Source organism: Jeotgalibaca sp. A127, assembly GCF_052266745.1.
GTDB lineage: Bacteria > Bacillota > Bacilli > Lactobacillales > Aerococcaceae > Jeotgalibaca.
Window position 1 is genome coordinate 114,327 of the sequence record NZ_JBQPRC010000001.1, and the last position, 15,988, is coordinate 130,314.

At 39.1% G+C, this 15,988-nt stretch carries 16 protein-coding genes; 2 read left to right on the forward strand and 14 right to left on the reverse strand.

The features are described 5' to 3' along the window. Positions 1-10: 10 nt before the first annotated feature. The 5 genes from ACTVAI_RS00600 to ACTVAI_RS00620 are packed head-to-tail and all read right to left on the reverse strand — an operon-like array spanning position 11 to position 5,072. The gene (locus tag ACTVAI_RS00600) at positions 11-811 is read right to left on the reverse strand and encodes an alpha/beta fold hydrolase (protein WP_443474026.1); all 801 of its coding nucleotides are present in this window, start codon (positions 809-811) and stop codon (positions 11-13) included. A 23-nt stretch (positions 812-834) separates the two neighbouring features. Continuing rightward, entirely contained in the window at positions 835-1,209 is a 375-nt protein-coding gene (locus ACTVAI_RS00605; RefSeq protein ID WP_443474025.1) for a hypothetical protein, read from the reverse strand. Positions 1,210-1,250: 41 nt separating this feature from the next. Next, complete coding sequence (locus ACTVAI_RS00610; RefSeq protein WP_443474024.1) at positions 1,251-2,447, reverse strand: CaiB/BaiF CoA transferase family protein; 1,197 nt, start codon at positions 2,445-2,447, stop codon at positions 1,251-1,253. 8 nt (positions 2,448-2,455) lie between these two features. Beyond that, positions 2,456-3,634 (reverse strand): acetyl-CoA acetyltransferase, encoded by a 1,179-nt coding sequence (locus ACTVAI_RS00615; RefSeq protein WP_443474023.1) that lies wholly within the window; start codon positions 3,632-3,634, stop codon positions 2,456-2,458. Next, positions 3,624-5,072 carry a zinc ribbon domain-containing protein gene (locus ACTVAI_RS00620; protein WP_443474022.1) on the reverse strand — a complete coding sequence of 483 codons (1,449 nt, stop codon included), beginning with the start codon at positions 5,070-5,072 and terminating at the stop codon, positions 3,624-3,626. The genes ACTVAI_RS00615 and ACTVAI_RS00620 overlap by 11 nt, the downstream gene beginning before the upstream one ends. Positions 5,073-5,207: 135 nt before the next feature. On the opposite strand from ACTVAI_RS00620, the gene ACTVAI_RS00625 reads away from it, so the two are divergent. Then, entirely contained in the window at positions 5,208-6,818 is a 1,611-nt protein-coding gene (locus ACTVAI_RS00625; protein ID WP_443474021.1) for a PucR family transcriptional regulator, read from the forward strand. Positions 6,819-6,868: 50 nt separating this feature from the next. Here ACTVAI_RS00625 and ACTVAI_RS00630 read toward each other — a convergent pair whose 3' ends face one another. The 9 genes from ACTVAI_RS00630 to ACTVAI_RS00670 form a co-directional block, all read right to left on the reverse strand. Next, entirely contained in the window at positions 6,869-8,071 is a 1,203-nt protein-coding gene (locus ACTVAI_RS00630) for an FtsW/RodA/SpoVE family cell cycle protein (protein WP_443474020.1), read from the reverse strand. A 147-nt stretch (positions 8,072-8,218) separates the two neighbouring features. Continuing rightward, complete coding sequence (locus tag ACTVAI_RS00635) at positions 8,219-9,220, reverse strand: YihY/virulence factor BrkB family protein (protein WP_443474019.1); 1,002 nt, start codon at positions 9,218-9,220, stop codon at positions 8,219-8,221. A 69-nt stretch (positions 9,221-9,289) separates the two neighbouring features. After that, positions 9,290-10,324, reverse strand: coding sequence for a branched-chain amino acid aminotransferase (locus tag ACTVAI_RS00640; RefSeq protein ID WP_443485670.1), 1,035 nt, complete (start codon positions 10,322-10,324; stop codon positions 9,290-9,292). A 15-nt stretch (positions 10,325-10,339) separates the two neighbouring features. After that, entirely contained in the window at positions 10,340-11,365 is a 1,026-nt protein-coding gene (locus ACTVAI_RS00645; protein ID WP_443485671.1) for a PTS transporter subunit IIC, read from the reverse strand. A gap of 472 nt (positions 11,366-11,837) precedes the next feature. Further along, a complete protein-coding gene (locus ACTVAI_RS00650) occupies positions 11,838-12,356 on the reverse strand; it encodes a DUF2179 domain-containing protein (protein ID WP_443474016.1) in 519 nt (172 codons plus the stop codon). A gap of 11 nt (positions 12,357-12,367) precedes the next feature. Beyond that, positions 12,368-12,853 carry a hypothetical protein gene (locus tag ACTVAI_RS00655; protein WP_443474015.1) on the reverse strand — a complete coding sequence of 162 codons (486 nt, stop codon included), beginning with the start codon at positions 12,851-12,853 and terminating at the stop codon, positions 12,368-12,370. Between the two features lie 43 nt (positions 12,854-12,896). Continuing rightward, on the reverse strand, positions 12,897-13,808 hold the full coding sequence (locus ACTVAI_RS00660) for a metallophosphoesterase (RefSeq protein ID WP_443474014.1): 912 nt from the start codon (positions 13,806-13,808) through the stop codon (positions 12,897-12,899). Between the two features lie 170 nt (positions 13,809-13,978). Then, complete coding sequence (locus ACTVAI_RS00665; protein WP_443474013.1) at positions 13,979-14,743, reverse strand: ABC transporter permease; 765 nt, start codon at positions 14,741-14,743, stop codon at positions 13,979-13,981. Further along, the gene (locus ACTVAI_RS00670; RefSeq protein WP_443474012.1) at positions 14,740-15,435 is read right to left on the reverse strand and encodes an ABC transporter ATP-binding protein; all 696 of its coding nucleotides are present in this window, start codon (positions 15,433-15,435) and stop codon (positions 14,740-14,742) included. The genes ACTVAI_RS00665 and ACTVAI_RS00670 overlap by 4 nt, the downstream gene beginning before the upstream one ends. A gap of 121 nt (positions 15,436-15,556) precedes the next feature. On the opposite strand from ACTVAI_RS00670, the gene ACTVAI_RS00675 reads away from it, so the two are divergent. Further along, positions 15,557-15,922, forward strand: coding sequence for a PH domain-containing protein (locus ACTVAI_RS00675; protein ID WP_443474011.1), 366 nt, complete (start codon positions 15,557-15,559; stop codon positions 15,920-15,922). Positions 15,923-15,988 lie beyond the last annotated feature (66 nt).

Genomic DNA, 15,988 nt, shown 5'->3' on the forward strand with positions numbered 1-15,988 from the left:
AATCATCTATTTATAGGCTTGAAACAAATTCGTCCAGATACTCTGAAACAAGTTCAGGATTCTCAACAATAATGAAGTGTCCGTAATCTTCGATTGGTTTGTATTCAACTCTTTCAGCGTTAGTCAACATGGCAACCGTTTTCTCTGCCATTTCGCCTGTCGCAATGGCGTCATCTAAACCTTGGATAACCATAACAGGACATTTGATTTCACTCATGCGGTCACGCACGTCGAAACTACCATATTGAGTTAAGTCGCCTTGTTTGGTTTTACCAATTTCCGTCATGACACCCCACATGATAAAATCACGGCGTTCTTGCGTTGTAGCGCTTCCAATTAAACATTCGCTGAATTCCAAGTGAGAATGTTGCGGATTCACGTATGGGTGATTCAATAATTCCAAAATCTTCTCGTTGATGGTATCTGTATGTGCTGCACCCTGCATGGATACAATCGCCTTGACAGGGTATTCAATTGCCATATGATAGACGATATTTCCACCCATCGAGCAACCAATAATAATAGGATTTTCTACTCCTAATTCCGTAACGACATCCCAGATCCATTTTCCATAGTCTTGGAAAGTATTCACAACTTCGTTACCTGGTAGTGGCCAACTCTTTCCGTGTGCCGGCATATCAAAAGAGATCATGTTATATTTATCTGATAGATTATCCATGATGTCATGATATTGGCGATTGTCCCGTCCTGCTGTATGTAAACAGATGATCGTATCCTCGCCGGGTCCATTGTTGGTTTCGCAATAAATTTTTACACCATTAACCTTGATATAGTAACCTGTAACTGCCATTTTAAAATTCCTCCCTTTTCCTATTAGCGAATTCCTGCCCAAACACGGATCAATTGTGCAACAACATTGAAGTTTTGACGGAAGCGAATTGCCCCCCCTAGTGTAGTTAAATTGTCCGCATTCCCTTTGTTCGTGGCAACACTCAGACTCTTATGAGTTGCAAATTTGTCCCATTCTTTTTTTGTTCCTGTTACCCCAATATCCAAACCTGTATTTGGCATGCCTTCTTCTATGTCAATTAATTTCCCCTTATGGAATGATAAAGTGTAGGTTTTGTCATCTTCAGTTAAGGAAATATCGCCACTGAAAAACTTCCCATAATAAAAATTCAAAAATTTGTCGGCTTCCTCACCGTTGATTAGTTCTTGCAATTGTTGCATTTTTTCTAATGTTAGCATGTGCTTTTTCCTCCTCAGTGCTTTTTTGTTTATCTTCCCTGTTAAATAATCCCTTCTTGTGTAAACCTTTCAATCTCCTCCTTTGAGAATCCGAATTCCTTAAGTACTTCCGTATTATGTTGTCCCAACGTCGGGGAAGAACTTCTGACATAAGGTGATGTTGCAGACATCTTGATACCTTGATTTGTAATTTCAACTTCGCCCACAACTGGGTGGTCAATTTTAGTAAACATCTCCCGGGCATCTCGGACATGAGAATCATTGTAAACTTGCTCCATATTCAAGATTGGTCCAGCTGGTAATCCTGAAGCCAGTAGTGTTTCAACTGCTTCATCCACTGTTAATGTTGCTGCCCAAGCATCAACTAAGCTATCAAGTTCTTGATAATTATTTACACGATCATTATTTGTTTTAAATTGGCCCATCTCACGTAAATCTTCTCTACCCATTACCTCAGTAATTTTTAGCCAAGCACGCTCGCCTAATGCTAGAGTCACAACATAGCCATCTTTACATTTGTATGCTCCTCCTGGTGCGCCTGCTACATATCCGTTCCCTCTACGGTTAGGCACTTGTGAATGGTCGGTCAAGTATACTTGGGAAACAGAAGCCAAACTCACGATTGCGGAATCAATCAAGGCAACATCTACCCACTGGCCTTCGCCTGTTCGATCGCGATGTTGAAGCGCTGCCAAAATTCCGATGACTGCATTTTGGCCAGCCATGATATCTGCAATTGATGCACCTGCACGAACGGGAGGCTGGTCTGGGTATCCAGTAACACTCATAATCCCACTCATAGCTTGTGCCAATGGATCGTAGCCTGCACGGTTTTTATACGGCCCGTTTTGACCGAAACCGGAAACAGAAGCCATGATAATTCTAGGGTTAACTTGCTTCAGTTCTTCATAGCTATATCCCAGTTTATCCATAACGCCTGGTCGGAAGTTTTCTAAAACCACGTCTGCTTCTTTGACCATTTTTAGGAAAATGTCTTTTCCTTTTTTCATATCTAGCGTGATACCACGTTTACTTCGGTTAAAATTCATGTAATACGTGGATTCACCATCTTTCATTGGAAGGTTATCCCGTGCATTATCACCTGCACCAGGCATTTCAACCTTTATGACATCTGCGCCTAGGTCAGCCAAGATTGCTGCTGCGAAAGGAGCAGCAATCACGCGACCAAGGTCCAATACTTTCAAGCCTGCTAAAGCTGAACCTTTTTGAAATTCCATTTGTCTACCTATCCTTTCTCATTACCTAGTATCAATGCTGCACTGATTTGTGGTGGTCCACCAAACGTGTGACTCAAACCGATATTCGCGTTTTTAACCTGACGCTTTGGATTATCCACTTCATGCAGAACTTGCTTGTAGATTTCATATGTCATACGGATACCACTCGCACCGACTGGATGTCCAAATGATTTCAAACCACCATCAACGTTCACTGGTAAACCACCATCAATTTCGAAGAATCCGTTATCTATGTCGACTTTAGCCCTTCCGCGATCCGAGAATCCAAAATCTTCATATATCAACATCTCTGTAATCGTGAAGCAATCATGTACTTCTGCCAAGTCAATCTCGTTACGCGGGTTCTTGATGCCTGCCATATCATACGCTTGTTGCGAAGAAGAGCGAAGTGCATTGAAGCTGGTCCATGAGAAATTCGGACGATATAGTGGTGAAACAGCATCCATTGCTACACCATAACCTTTTACATAAGCAAACTTATCTTTGATTGTTTTTGCGATTTCTTCTGTCGTAATAATTGCGCAAGCAGAACCGTCACTATTACCAGCACAGTCATATAATCCAAGTGGATCTGCAATAATCGGAGCGTTAAGAACTTGTTCCAATGTCACTTCTTTTTGGAAATGTGCTTTTTTGGATAACGTACCATTTTTATGGTTTTTAACTGCAATTTTCCCGATTGTTTCGCGCCCTTCTTGGTGTGAAAGACCGAATTCGTGGAAATAACGTGTTCCAATTAGAGCAAAGGAACCTGGAGCAGTTCGCCTTGCTTCTAAAACTGGACTTTGTCCACGACCCACGCCTAAACCCGGATAACCTGTATCTTTAAGCTTTTCAGCTCCCAAGGCCATAACAATCTTGTGTCGTCCACTTGCAACATCCTGAATAGCTTCAATTAAAGCAATGTGACCAGATGTACAGTAGTTTTCGTTTCGAACAATAGGAATGCCTTCAACTTTTAATGTATCTGCAACCGCAGTCGCTGCAATATTATTCTCAAATCCATTTCCATAATAAATAGCTTCGATTTGGGAAACGTCTACTTTAGCGTCATCAAGAGCTTCGGTTGTTGATTCGATGATCAAATCTGATATTGATGCATCCCAACGCTCACCAAACTTTGAACAACCCATTCCTAATATGACAATTTTATCTTTAATTTCCAAAGTTATTCACCTTCCTTCTTATCGGTCTAACTTTCCAATAGTAATTCGGAAAATCCGCAAGATCATGTATTTTCCTGAATGTGAACTCTAAATCCATGCCTACACTTACATTATCCTTATCAAAATCCGTCATATTCAGATAATATCTTGTTCCATCTTTATCTTCTGTTATGGATTGCACAATCACAGGGTCGTCACTCCGACCAGCAAGGTTATCAATAGAATAAGTAAAGAGCTGAGATATTTCTTCCGATTTATTTACTTTCGTATAATGATCCAGTGATTTACAATTCGGACAAATTCGATTTTGAGGGAATATATGTTGTCCACAATCATCACATTTACTTGCATAGAGCTTTAAATAGGTTTCTTGTTCGCGCCATGATTGTGATGTCGATGCTGGAATTTTATAATCTTCCCCAGGATTCGCTTCAATTATGCCTCTAAAAGATAAGAAACGACCATATTCTTTAAATTCTGATCGATTATTTAAATATTTTTCAACTGAATTTTCTTTGATCACTTTGTTTTTCTGTTCGGTGACTGTAAGAACTACAGCGTCTGCGCCATTCCCATAATTGATTAATAAAATTCGATCATTCGTTTCGGCTTTCTCAATTGCCTCAACCAACCCGAATAGAGGTTGCGAAACACCGAGCACGCCAGTGTGGCTAAAGTTAGCATTTACGATTTTTTCGGTAGGGATTTTCAATTTTCTAGCTGCTTTTAAATGACTCTTTTCGTCCACAGAGACCAGTACTACTCCGTTAAAGTCATCAATTGTCAGACCTGTTTCGCTTAAAACATTTCCATAAACTTCTTTAACCGATTCCAAGTAACCCTCTTCATAAGCAAAACGTCCTTCTGCATTGCGAACGTAGACATCTTCTGTGTTTCGCCACATATCTACAATTTCAGTTTGTACACTTGAGAATGCATCGATGGTAGCGATTACATTTCCTTTACCAACAACGACTGCCGCGGATCCATCACCAAAATATTGTTCTTGACCTGATTTCGGATAGCCATTTCTTGTATCAGATGCAACGACCAATACGTTATCTGATCCACCTGATTTAACTTCTGAGTAGGCAGCTCGTAACGCACTTGTTGCTGATCTCATGGAGGAAGTGAAATCAGAAGTTATGATATTTTTCTTTAAATCTAAAACTGTTCCTATTAAAGTAGCATGCGATTTTTCTGCATAAGGAACTGTCGTTGAGGAAAAGTGTAACCCATCTATATCTTTACGATCAATATATCTAAAACAGTCCATGGCTGCTTCAACTGCCATAGTGACAGAATCTTCATCGGAATTTCCAAAACTTTTCATTCCTTTACCACGAATTCCCCATGCTGCTCCTAGGTTTGAGCGATCAAAATAGTAATAAGGAAGGTATGCACCTAATGATGTGATTCCGATCTTATTATTTTCCAAATCTATTCCCTCGTTTCTATTTTGCAAATTGTATTTTGTTTACGCTTTCAGTATAATGAATATTAGCTTACAACGAAATACTAAAAAAAAATGAAAATATTCAATTATTTTACTACTTTTATAGGAAGTGAGACTATGAACCTTGTCCCAGTGACAATTAAAGAAACTTTAGAACAAACATTTTTCAAAAACGGGTTCAAAGTTGTAGCCGGCAAATCTGGAATTAACAATCTAATCCAATCAGTATCTGTCATGGAAGTCGTAGATTTTGTGAAATTCGATTTGGGAAAAGATTTGTTGATTCTTACCACTTTTTCGTTCTGTGAAAAAGGCGGTGAGGGAACAGTAGCCATTTTTCGAGCATTGGCGGAAAAAGGAATTTCAGCTATTGTGGTCAAATTAAATCGATTTGTTGAAAAGCTACCGGATGAATTTTTTGATATCGGTAATGAATTTGGGATTCCTGTTATAATTTGCGATTCTACAATTCCCTTTCGTGAAATTATTAATGAAGTTTCCAAAAAAATAATAAACTCGCAGTTAGATACAATTGTGTCAATGAATCAGATGTATAAAAATCTCTATCGGTCCTTAATAAGTAATCATACTACCGAAAAATTTATCGAGTCACTCCAAATATCGGATGAAATTCACTTCTATGTTAAATTAGAAGGCTCGATTGTTTATGATTCAAAAAGTAATACGAAAATTGAAATAAGTGAAATGACTAAAAAAATCGAACGTATTGATACTTCTACTCAAGCATCTAGTGAATCCTATGACGACTATTATGAGGTCCAAAAAGAGGATCGTGTTTTACTTGTTTATCCAATAGGTGGTGCAAATCATACTTTCGGTAAAATAATTGTAGATACAAAAGATGTTTGTATCACTTCATTAATAAAGATTGCCTTTACACAAATGGCCAGTTATTTGACGATTAAGTTAACTGAACATCGACTATCTCAAGAAGAAAAGATTAACAATAATAGTCGCATTTACAACGATTTATTGGATAATACTAACTTTTCAAATCAACGCGCCTTGAATTTACTTCACCTTGGTGGTTTCGGTAATTATTCTGCTTATCATCTTATTTATGTTTCAATAGATATTTCTTCATATTCTTCTTTTGAAGTATTAAAGAATACTTATACTTCGATTTTCTATGAAGAAGCACCAAACCATTTTATTTCTCTGCACTCAAATGGTTTTTGTATAATCTATGGAATGAAAAATAACTTACAAACTAACAATTCGGATTTCGAAAAGTTCATTAGTCGTCTAAAAGAATTATTCGACAGCGAAGATTATCCCTATAAGATTGGGATTAGTAATATTTTCACTGATTATTCTAAAATTTCATCAGCCCACCGCCAAGCTAAAAGGACAACATTCATTAGTCAAAAGGTTAAACAATACAGTGAAACAATTTTCTACAATGAAATCTGGGAAGTAGATATGCTTCGTAATCTACATAATTCGCCGCAAATAAATAATTTACGAGAACAAGTCATTCAACCACTGATAGAATATGATCAGACCCACCAATTGGATTTAATCGGGACATTGGCAGAATGTATTCAGACTGACTCGTTAAAAGAAATCGCTGATAACCTATTTATCCATACTACAACATTGCGTTATCGTCTAGACCGCATAGACAAAATTACGGGATACAATTACCTCACAAATAAAGGTAAATTTGTACTGACTTGTGCCTATTTTCTATATATGTTGGACTAATAAAAAAGCCCTAGAGCAATGTTTCTTTGCTTTAGGGCTTTCAAGTTATTTTAGCGTATCCCATAATGCTCTTCTTCATCAGAGAACATATAACTCTTGTAATGATAACGCATGGACATAACCAGTCCGATTGCCATCATATTTCCCAATAGTGCAGAACCACCTTGCGAAATAAAAGGAAGTGGGATACCGGTGATCGGTAGTAAGCCGATTGTCATGCCTACGTTCTCAAGTACGTGGAAGAGAATCATCATGATAACTCCTGTACTCATGTATGCATAAAATTCGTTTTTAGTGTCGAAGCAAATGCGTACCATTTGATAAATCAGCAGGAAGTAAACAAAAATCAGGAAACATCCTCCCACAAATCCAAAGTTTTCACCAATCGTTGAGAATATCATGTCCGATTCTCGTACAGGCACATACACTTCGGATGCTCCCAAACCTTTCCCGAACAAACGGCCAGAACCGATGGCTTTCATACTTTGTGCAAGTTGGAAAGCATCTCCCCGGCTATCTTCGAATGGATTCAGCCAGGAATCAATACGGGCAAATTGATAAGGCATAAATCCCAGGTTCAGAAGGATGTCCCGGTTATAAACAACTAAATAAATCAATATACCACCGATTAAACCGATAGCCCCAAAGACTGGTAACAGGATTTTCCAACTCACACCAGACAACAACGTCATTCCGATGATAATAGCCATATAGACGAGCACGGTACCCAAGTCATTTTGGGCCATAATCAAAACGAGCAAAGGCAAGGACCATAAAGCGATTTGAAGCAGCAGCTTCCAGTCAGTGTTAACCGTTCGTTCGGAAGTTTCCATATTGTGTTTCGTTATCACTCTGCCAAGCATCATGATAAGCGAAATTTTTACAACTTCGGAAGGCTGAAATGAAACCGGCCCAACGACAAACCAACTTTTAGCACCTTGAAGCTGATAACTGGTACGGTCATAAAAAATCAGGACAAGGACTAATAATAAAATCCCTAATCCATAAGCTATCGGAGCAAGTTTCCAAAGTTGTTCAGAATCAAACTGCATAAGCACGATGACTGCGATGCCACCAATAATATACCAGAGGACTTGCATGATGGTGGGTCGTAATGATGGCATGCTACTCATCATATAAGTTGTTGAATAAATTGTTACAATACTAATAATTGCCAATAAAAAGACGGATAATATAATTCCATAATCAATTTTGGATACGTCTGAGGCAGGTTGTTTTGATTGATTTCTCATGCTTCTTTCCTTTCTTATAACAGAGACATGTTCAAGTATACATTATATAGAAAAAAGAGCCATAAAAAAAGGGCAAGTCATTTAAGATTTGGTTAGTTCGGTCCGAACAAAAAGGCAACCTCGAAAACGAAGCTGCCCTTTTGTTCTTTATTCACCAATCCAATCGTTAGGATCCGTTTGGCCCGGTAAATAGTTCATTTTAATTTTATTATTTTCTTTCGTCAACGTTCTTCGAAGAGGTTGCTTCTTGAGCATCAATTGCTTGCCACGTTCAGAAAAAATATGGGATACGTATGGAAAATCCTCATCAACTACTAGCTCATCTTGATGCGTATAATCATAGTAGATAACATTGACGGCGCCACCGATAATAAAGACATTACCGAGTAAGAATAGCCAAATCATGAGAACAATGAATACTCCAATTGTACCGGTTCCGATTGATGCGCCACCTGCTATACTGATGTATAGGGAGAATAGCTGGGAAATCAACAAGAAGCCCACTGTCGCAAAAACGGCGCCTGGTAAAGCATACTTTATGCCCCATTTGACATTTGGTATAAAGTAATACACAAAAGCCAAGATCATTATTAATGTAGCAAACGCAATAATCCAACGTACTTGTTCAAATGCTGTGATGACTCCCAGTATGTCAACGGGAAGCAACGATTGGACAAGTTCCAGAATTTCACGCCCGAATACAAAGATAAATGCGACAACCGCCATTAACGATACCATAAGAACTGCCGTCAAGAATGAAAAAATCCGCGTGATAATGAAGTTTTTTCGTGGCTCAGTATCATACACTTGATTTAAAACCCTTTGAAAGACGGAAAAAGCTTTAGATGCTGGCCACAATGAAATGATGACCCCTAACGAAATAGCTCCCCCACTTCCCCCACTTAGATACCCTTCCAAGATTGGCAGAATCACTGTACCCACTTCATCCGGTACAGCCATTTGAACATATTCCAAAATCTGTTCTGTCGGCAACGGCAACAAAGGAATTACATTTGCCAGTGCTAAGAGAACAGGAAACAAAGCCAGTAAGGTATAGTAGGCTAGCTCCGCTGATTGTCTTCCAACTTCAGCCCTTTTAAAATGTTTCTGCGCAATCTTGATGGTCTCCGAAAAAGTATAATTTTTCATAGATACCACCTCTTCTTACTTTTCTACGCTAATCATATCAAAGTAAGAAGCTGGAAAAAAGCAAAACGATTATTCGGTAACTTTTACAATCCAGCCTTCAGGACCTTCAAGATCCCCGAATTGAATGGCAGTCAGCGTATTATACAATTGACGTGTTACTGGGCCAACTTCTGTTTCTGAATAGAACACATGGAAATCGTCGCCGTTCTGAATGCCACCAATTGGAGAAATAACTGCAGCAGTTCCACAAGCGCCCGCTTCTTTGAATTCATCCAAACCATTCAAATAAACATCTCGTTCGGATACTTTCAGACCGAGATTGTGCTCAGCCAAGTGAAGTAAAGAATATTTCGTGATACTTGGCAAAATAGATGGTGAGTACGGTGTCACAAATTCATCATCATGGGTGATAGCAAAGAAGTTAGCTGAGCCTACCTCTTCAATTTTTGTATGTGTGGCTGGATCGAGATAGATACAGTCACTGAACTGACGCTCATGAGCTAAATGCCCCGGTAATAAACTGGACGCATAATTACCACCTACTTTAGCTGCACCAGTTCCATGCGGAGCAGCGCGGTCATAGTCGGAAACAATGAAGTTTGTTGGAGTCAGACCACCTTTGAAATAGGGACCAACCGGCATCACGAAAATCGAGAAAATATATTCTGAAGCAGGTTTTACTCCGATATTTTCGCCAACACCAATCATGTAGGGACGAATATAAAGAGTAGAGCCAGATTCGTAAGGTGGTACCCATGATTCATTGGCTTTAACGACTGCTTTTACAGCTTCTACAAACTTGTCAACTGGGTATTCCGGCATCATCAAACGTTCGCAACTTTTTGTCATGCGCTTGCCATTTTCATCAGGACGGAACAATTGAATGCTTCCATCTTTTGTACGATAGGCTTTCATGCCTTCAAATACTTGTTGACCATAATGTAGAGCTGGTGAGCCTTGGTTAATCGTAACAGTATTGCCGGTATCCAACGTACCCTCATCCCATTTTCCGTCTTTCCAGTAACTGATGAAACGATAATCTGTATCCATATATGAAAATCCTAAATTTGCCCAATCAAGATTTTGTAATGTTTTTTCAACCATTTTAATATCCCCCTATTAATTAACTGAAAGTGCCATATCTCCAACTGCAATTTTCTTTTTGGCATATAGAACTTTATTAACTGCCATAGTGATTAGAATCGGTAGAACTGCACCACATAGCAAGTATACTCCTAATGCATACCAACCATTATTATTAATGATAAACAGCGGCGCAACCAAGGAACAGAATCCCATACCGCCCATCGCAGGGATTGTTGTAAACCCAAATCCAATTGTCGCTAAAGGACCTACGATTGCTGATGATAATGTTGGACCAATCAAAATTGCTGGATTCTTAATGATATTTGGAAGTTGAACTTTCGGCGTACAGATCCCTTGAGCCAAATAGCCACCTAAGTCATTTTCTTTAGCCGAAACAACAGAGTAAGCGAAATATTGTGCCGTGGTTCCAATTAACATAGCACCATTTGATACCGGATCAAGTGCCAATGCAACGGACAAAGCTGCTGAGGAAGCTGGTGACATTAATAACAGTCCCCATACAACGGAAAGAACGACTGATCCAACAAGAGGATTACTGGCAACAGCACCCGAAATAGCTGTACTTATTGTCAACACCAAAGGTCCCATGAACTGTGCCAAGAAAATGGCTGCAACACCACCAACTGTTAAAGTTACAACTGGAATTGCCATCATGTCAAGAGGTGTTTTCCCTGTTACTTTCTTACCAATCCAGGTTGCGATTGTACCGGCTAACAAAGCTCCGATAGGTTCTCCCCCAATAATCGTCATCATGCCTTCCGATCCCATTTGAATCGCACCACCACCGATAGCAGCTACTGCCATGGCACTAAAAATCGTTAATGTATTTCCACCCTCCATGACTGCGATACCTGCACCTAGCGCCGGAGCCAAAAGTACTTTTGCAACGCCACCAATCGTTACCAATAAAGGAATATTGGCCATATTACCAATTGTTTCTAAGAGGAAACCAACCCCAATAGTCAGAAAGACAGCATTTGCAATCCCCGATGATACTTTCAATGAATGTGTCTTGATATACTCTGTTGTTTTACTCATAATAATTTCTCCCATGATAACTATTTTTAATCGCATCTCGTAAATTTAGCATCTTTATCCTGCTCTAGCGCTAGAAAAAACAGGATAAAAAAAGATGAGCCTCTCAATTGAGAAGGGCTCATCCGTAAAAGAGCCCTAAACAACAGTAAATAGGACTCTTAATTTTGCTGGTTGGCAAATTAGAATCCTAGGGCTCGACTAAAATAATGACGAAAGAAGGTGTTGAAAATGCAGTTAGATCTTGAAGTGATGGTATCATTGCCTGAGTCGAAGTTTTCTTCATTTTCATTACCTCCTTTGTCGTACTTGATTTTGATTATGTTGTTATTCTAGACTCTCGATTAGGATAAGTCAACCCTTTTCTAACCTTTTCCTAATCTTTTTATCGACAAAAATACACTAATATATCTTTAGCGTTTTCATTATGCGAAAAAAAGGAAGCCCCGGATGACTTCCCAAGGCTTCCTTTTTGTTATTTTCTGACGCGTTTGGACCAAAATCCGCCCCGCACATATTTGGGGTCTGAAGAAAATACAAATGCTTTTTCGTCAATTTCCAAAATCTGGCTAACCAGATGACGCTCTTTTTTACGAGTGGCAAGAACATTAAGGACCATACGACTTCCGTGACGTCCTCGTGCCTGCGTAATGGTAACGCCATAGCCCTCTTCCCATAATTTCTCGGCCATGCGGTTGTTTTCGTCGGCCGTCATAACCGTCACCATCGTATAACCTAAAGCCAGCCAATCCTCTATTTTGATTCCAAGGGCAATACCTACCCCGTAGCCAATAGCATAAGAAGCTAAATTAAGAGGATTGTCCAAACTACTCATCACGATACTCAATCCCGTCACATAAATGACAATCTCAATCATGCTGAGTAAAGGTGCCAATACCCGGTACCCTTTCATCGTAAGCATCAAGCGGATGGTACTCAAAGTGACATAAACAAAACTTATCAAGAAAATTTGCAAGATTAAACCTAGATTCAAACTAACACTCCTTATTCCGCTGGATAATCGACATATTCTCCTGTAACGATATCCATTTGCTGTACAGCTTTTGTATCATCATTGTATTTATACATACCCATTAAACTGGCTGTTTCTTCTTGATTTTCACGAACCTCAATTGTTACAATATTTCCTTCAATCGGATGAATCATAAACAGATAGCCGTCCTCTTCAGCATAACCCGTTAAATCAGAAATAGTCGTCACGGCACGATCAATCATGGCTGCTTCGTCTTCGTTTAATTGTGTTTCCGATTCGCTTTCGCTTGTTTCTTCTGGTGTCGACTCTACACTTGATGTTTCTTCACTGGAAATTACTTCGCTTGATTCTATAATTTCAGAAGATTCACTGTTGATTACCTCTGACTGGGATTCAACTTGAGATTCTGTATCTGAACCTTGATCTAAACTACCACCACACGCAGCCAACACGAATGATGCTGCTAGTAGCATGGACCATTTTTTTACTGTCTTCATACTTTATGACCTACTTTCAATATTGGTTTATTTATATTATACATTAAGTTGCCTCTTTTGTTTCTCTTAAATCAAATTCAGCCACATTTACAGGGCCACGCATGATTTGGCGGACAATTCTTAAGTTCCCATCTTTATCACTCTGCACATGCCAACGAACAAGTATGATTTCTTCTCCAATTAACTCCAAAGCAGTGATAATCGTTGGGTAAACACAGCATCCCGTATTAAAATAGGGTAAAGCATTCTTTTTAGGGAACTTGAAGCGGTGCGTATGCCCACAGATAAGAATCATTTTATTTTCAGCAATCCATTTGGAATAATTTTTCTCGATTTTGTGTCGCCTACTAATATTTTTGACAGGGCTGGAGGGATTTCGAATTCCAAAAGCATGCAAAAAGCGCCAAAAATATTTTAAGGAAAGCATGGTAAGTCGCCAAAACTGGTCATTCGGTGCATCACCTTGATGGCCGTGGACAGTCAATATTTCCTGACCCGTGCGTTCATTCTTTAATACCAAAGCTTCAATCGGTTTTAAATCAGGCAAAAAATCGAAAAAAGTCTCATGGTATTCGTCGTAGTTTGTAAAATAGTGTTCTTCGACGTATGCCGGATCTTTAAGATAGATATTATGATTGCCCCACATCATAATGAATCGATCGTCATCATAAAACTTCTTTATCGTCTCGAATACCCCCGGATGGGCATTTTTTATATGCTTAAAATCTTGGTACTCCCAAAGTTCATCGCCATCACCAGCTTCAACATACGTATAATCGTTTTGATAATAATAATCAAGCGCATATTGAAAGATATTCCGGTTACGTGCAAACTCATCCGACAAACTGCCATCCCCACGATGGTGGTCGCTGATAAACACATATTTCGTTGTTTCATCAAACTCTTTTACTACAGCCCCTTCATAGGCGCCGTCTAACCTTTGCTTTGTAAACATACTCTCACTCCTATATGTTTCCATGTTAGTTTAAGTATACTTCAAACACGATAAAATCCAAAAAGATTCCGGTTGCGGTTGGAGATTTTTTGGTGGATATGTCGAGATATTTATTTTTTCAATAAAAGAGACACTTTCCGCTTAAACGGGAAGTGCCCTGAATTTTATTATTATTTAATAACCAGTTGGGTCTGCTCATTGAAGTAGCTGCGATAAGCTAAGTAGCTCGCTATCATGGTTGAGAATGCCGTTGTCGCAACAATCATGAACATGACGACAATTTGATAACGGATGGCTTCGGTTGGATCAATACCTGCGAACATCAGCCCGGACATCATACCCGGTAAACTAACCAAGCCGACTGTTTTGGTGCTGTCCACGGTTGGCGCTAGGGCTGCCTTGATACTTTCTCTGACAATTGCTTTTGAGGCTTGTGGAGCCGTAGCACCCAATGCCAAACGTTCGAGAACTTGTTGGCGTTGATCGGTATATTTTGAATGCATGGTGCGGTATCCAATTCCAATGGCTGTCATGGCACTACTCGCCAACATCCCGGTTATGGGAACAACTTGTGATGGCGTCCATTTCAACGTCCCCGAAAAAAGTAAAACAAGAAGTGAAACGATTGTCCCAACACTTATGGCAGCTAAGGAAATTGGAAAGGCATTTACAATATTATTTGCCCGTTTGGAGGCGTGGTAGGCTGCATTGAGGATAATGAATCCCGCCATTACCGAGGTGACAAATAAATTATTCAAATCAAATACATAGCCAAGAACATAGCCGATAACGAATAATTGAATAACTGCTCGAACAGCCGCGATGATAATATCCTTACCTAGTTCGAGTTTCTCTTTACGATCGATGATAAGTGCAATAACGATTAAAAAACCTGATAATACTAAAGACATATTTGAAATTGATAGTTCTTTCATTTTACAATACCCTCCAGTTGCCCTGCTCTCATTTCCAGCGTATGTTTAGCATTTTTGATTTCTTCAGCATTGTGAGTCACCCACAATACAGTCACACCATCTTCGCGGTTCAGACGCGCAATCGCCTCCCCAATCACCTTGCGATTTTCCGCATCCAAAGCACTGGTTACTTCATCCAATAAAAGTATTTTTGGTGTAAATAAAACATTTCGTATCAAAGCAATCCGCTGCTTTTCACCCCCGGACAAGGAGGTGATTTTTTGATTCAGGTAAGATTCGGATAACTGTACCTTTTTTAATAAATCAATCGCCCGTTCACGATCAAATGGCTGCTCCCTAATTTCATAAGGAAATGTAAGGTTCTCTTCTACTGTTCCACCGAATAATGAAGCGTTTTGGAATGTATAGGACACTTCTTTTCGATAATCCGGCAAGTTATACTCTGACAAAGATTTTCCCTTATAATAAATTTCTCCTGAAGTCGGACTCAATAATGACCCTAATATTAATAATAACGTACTTTTCCCACTACCTGAAGAACCTTTGATTGTTAGAAAATCCCCTTCCTGAACTGAAAAGGTAACATTTTTAAGAATATCTTTCTCCTCAACAACATACGAAACATTTCGAACTTCTAGAATTGTACCCATCTCATCACTCTTTTCATTGTATTCACTTCTTTCATTATACATTATAATCATTCTAATTTGGTAGTAATTGGATTGTTCACGGGGAAATCTCCCACCTTTCATTTTCCAAATTTGTTACAATAATGATGGTATCTAAATTCGAACTTTTAATGGAGGTTTTAAAATGGCAACAGGAACAATATTGGAGTGGACTTTTATTTCAGAATGCAGCATTCCTAAAGATGTGAATAATATTTTAATCGAGGGCGAACAAGCAATTGCTGCCTACCAAACAATTCGGGACAATGCAGTCTTTACCAATAAACGTATTATCATCCGAGACTCCCAAGGTATCACCGGTAAAAAAGTAGAAATGTACTCTATCCCTTATTCTTCAATTAATATGTGGTCCACTGAAAATGCAGGAACATTATTTGATTTCAACGCTGAAGTCGAATTATGGACACGTGCGGGAAACTTCAAAATCAATTTGAAAAAAGGCGTCGACGTGCGTACATTTGACAAATTGATTGCTGAAGCTATTCTCTAGATTTTGATTTCACTATTTTTCTGAGTGAGATGAAATGATTAAACCATTTGGGCCTTAAATTTTATG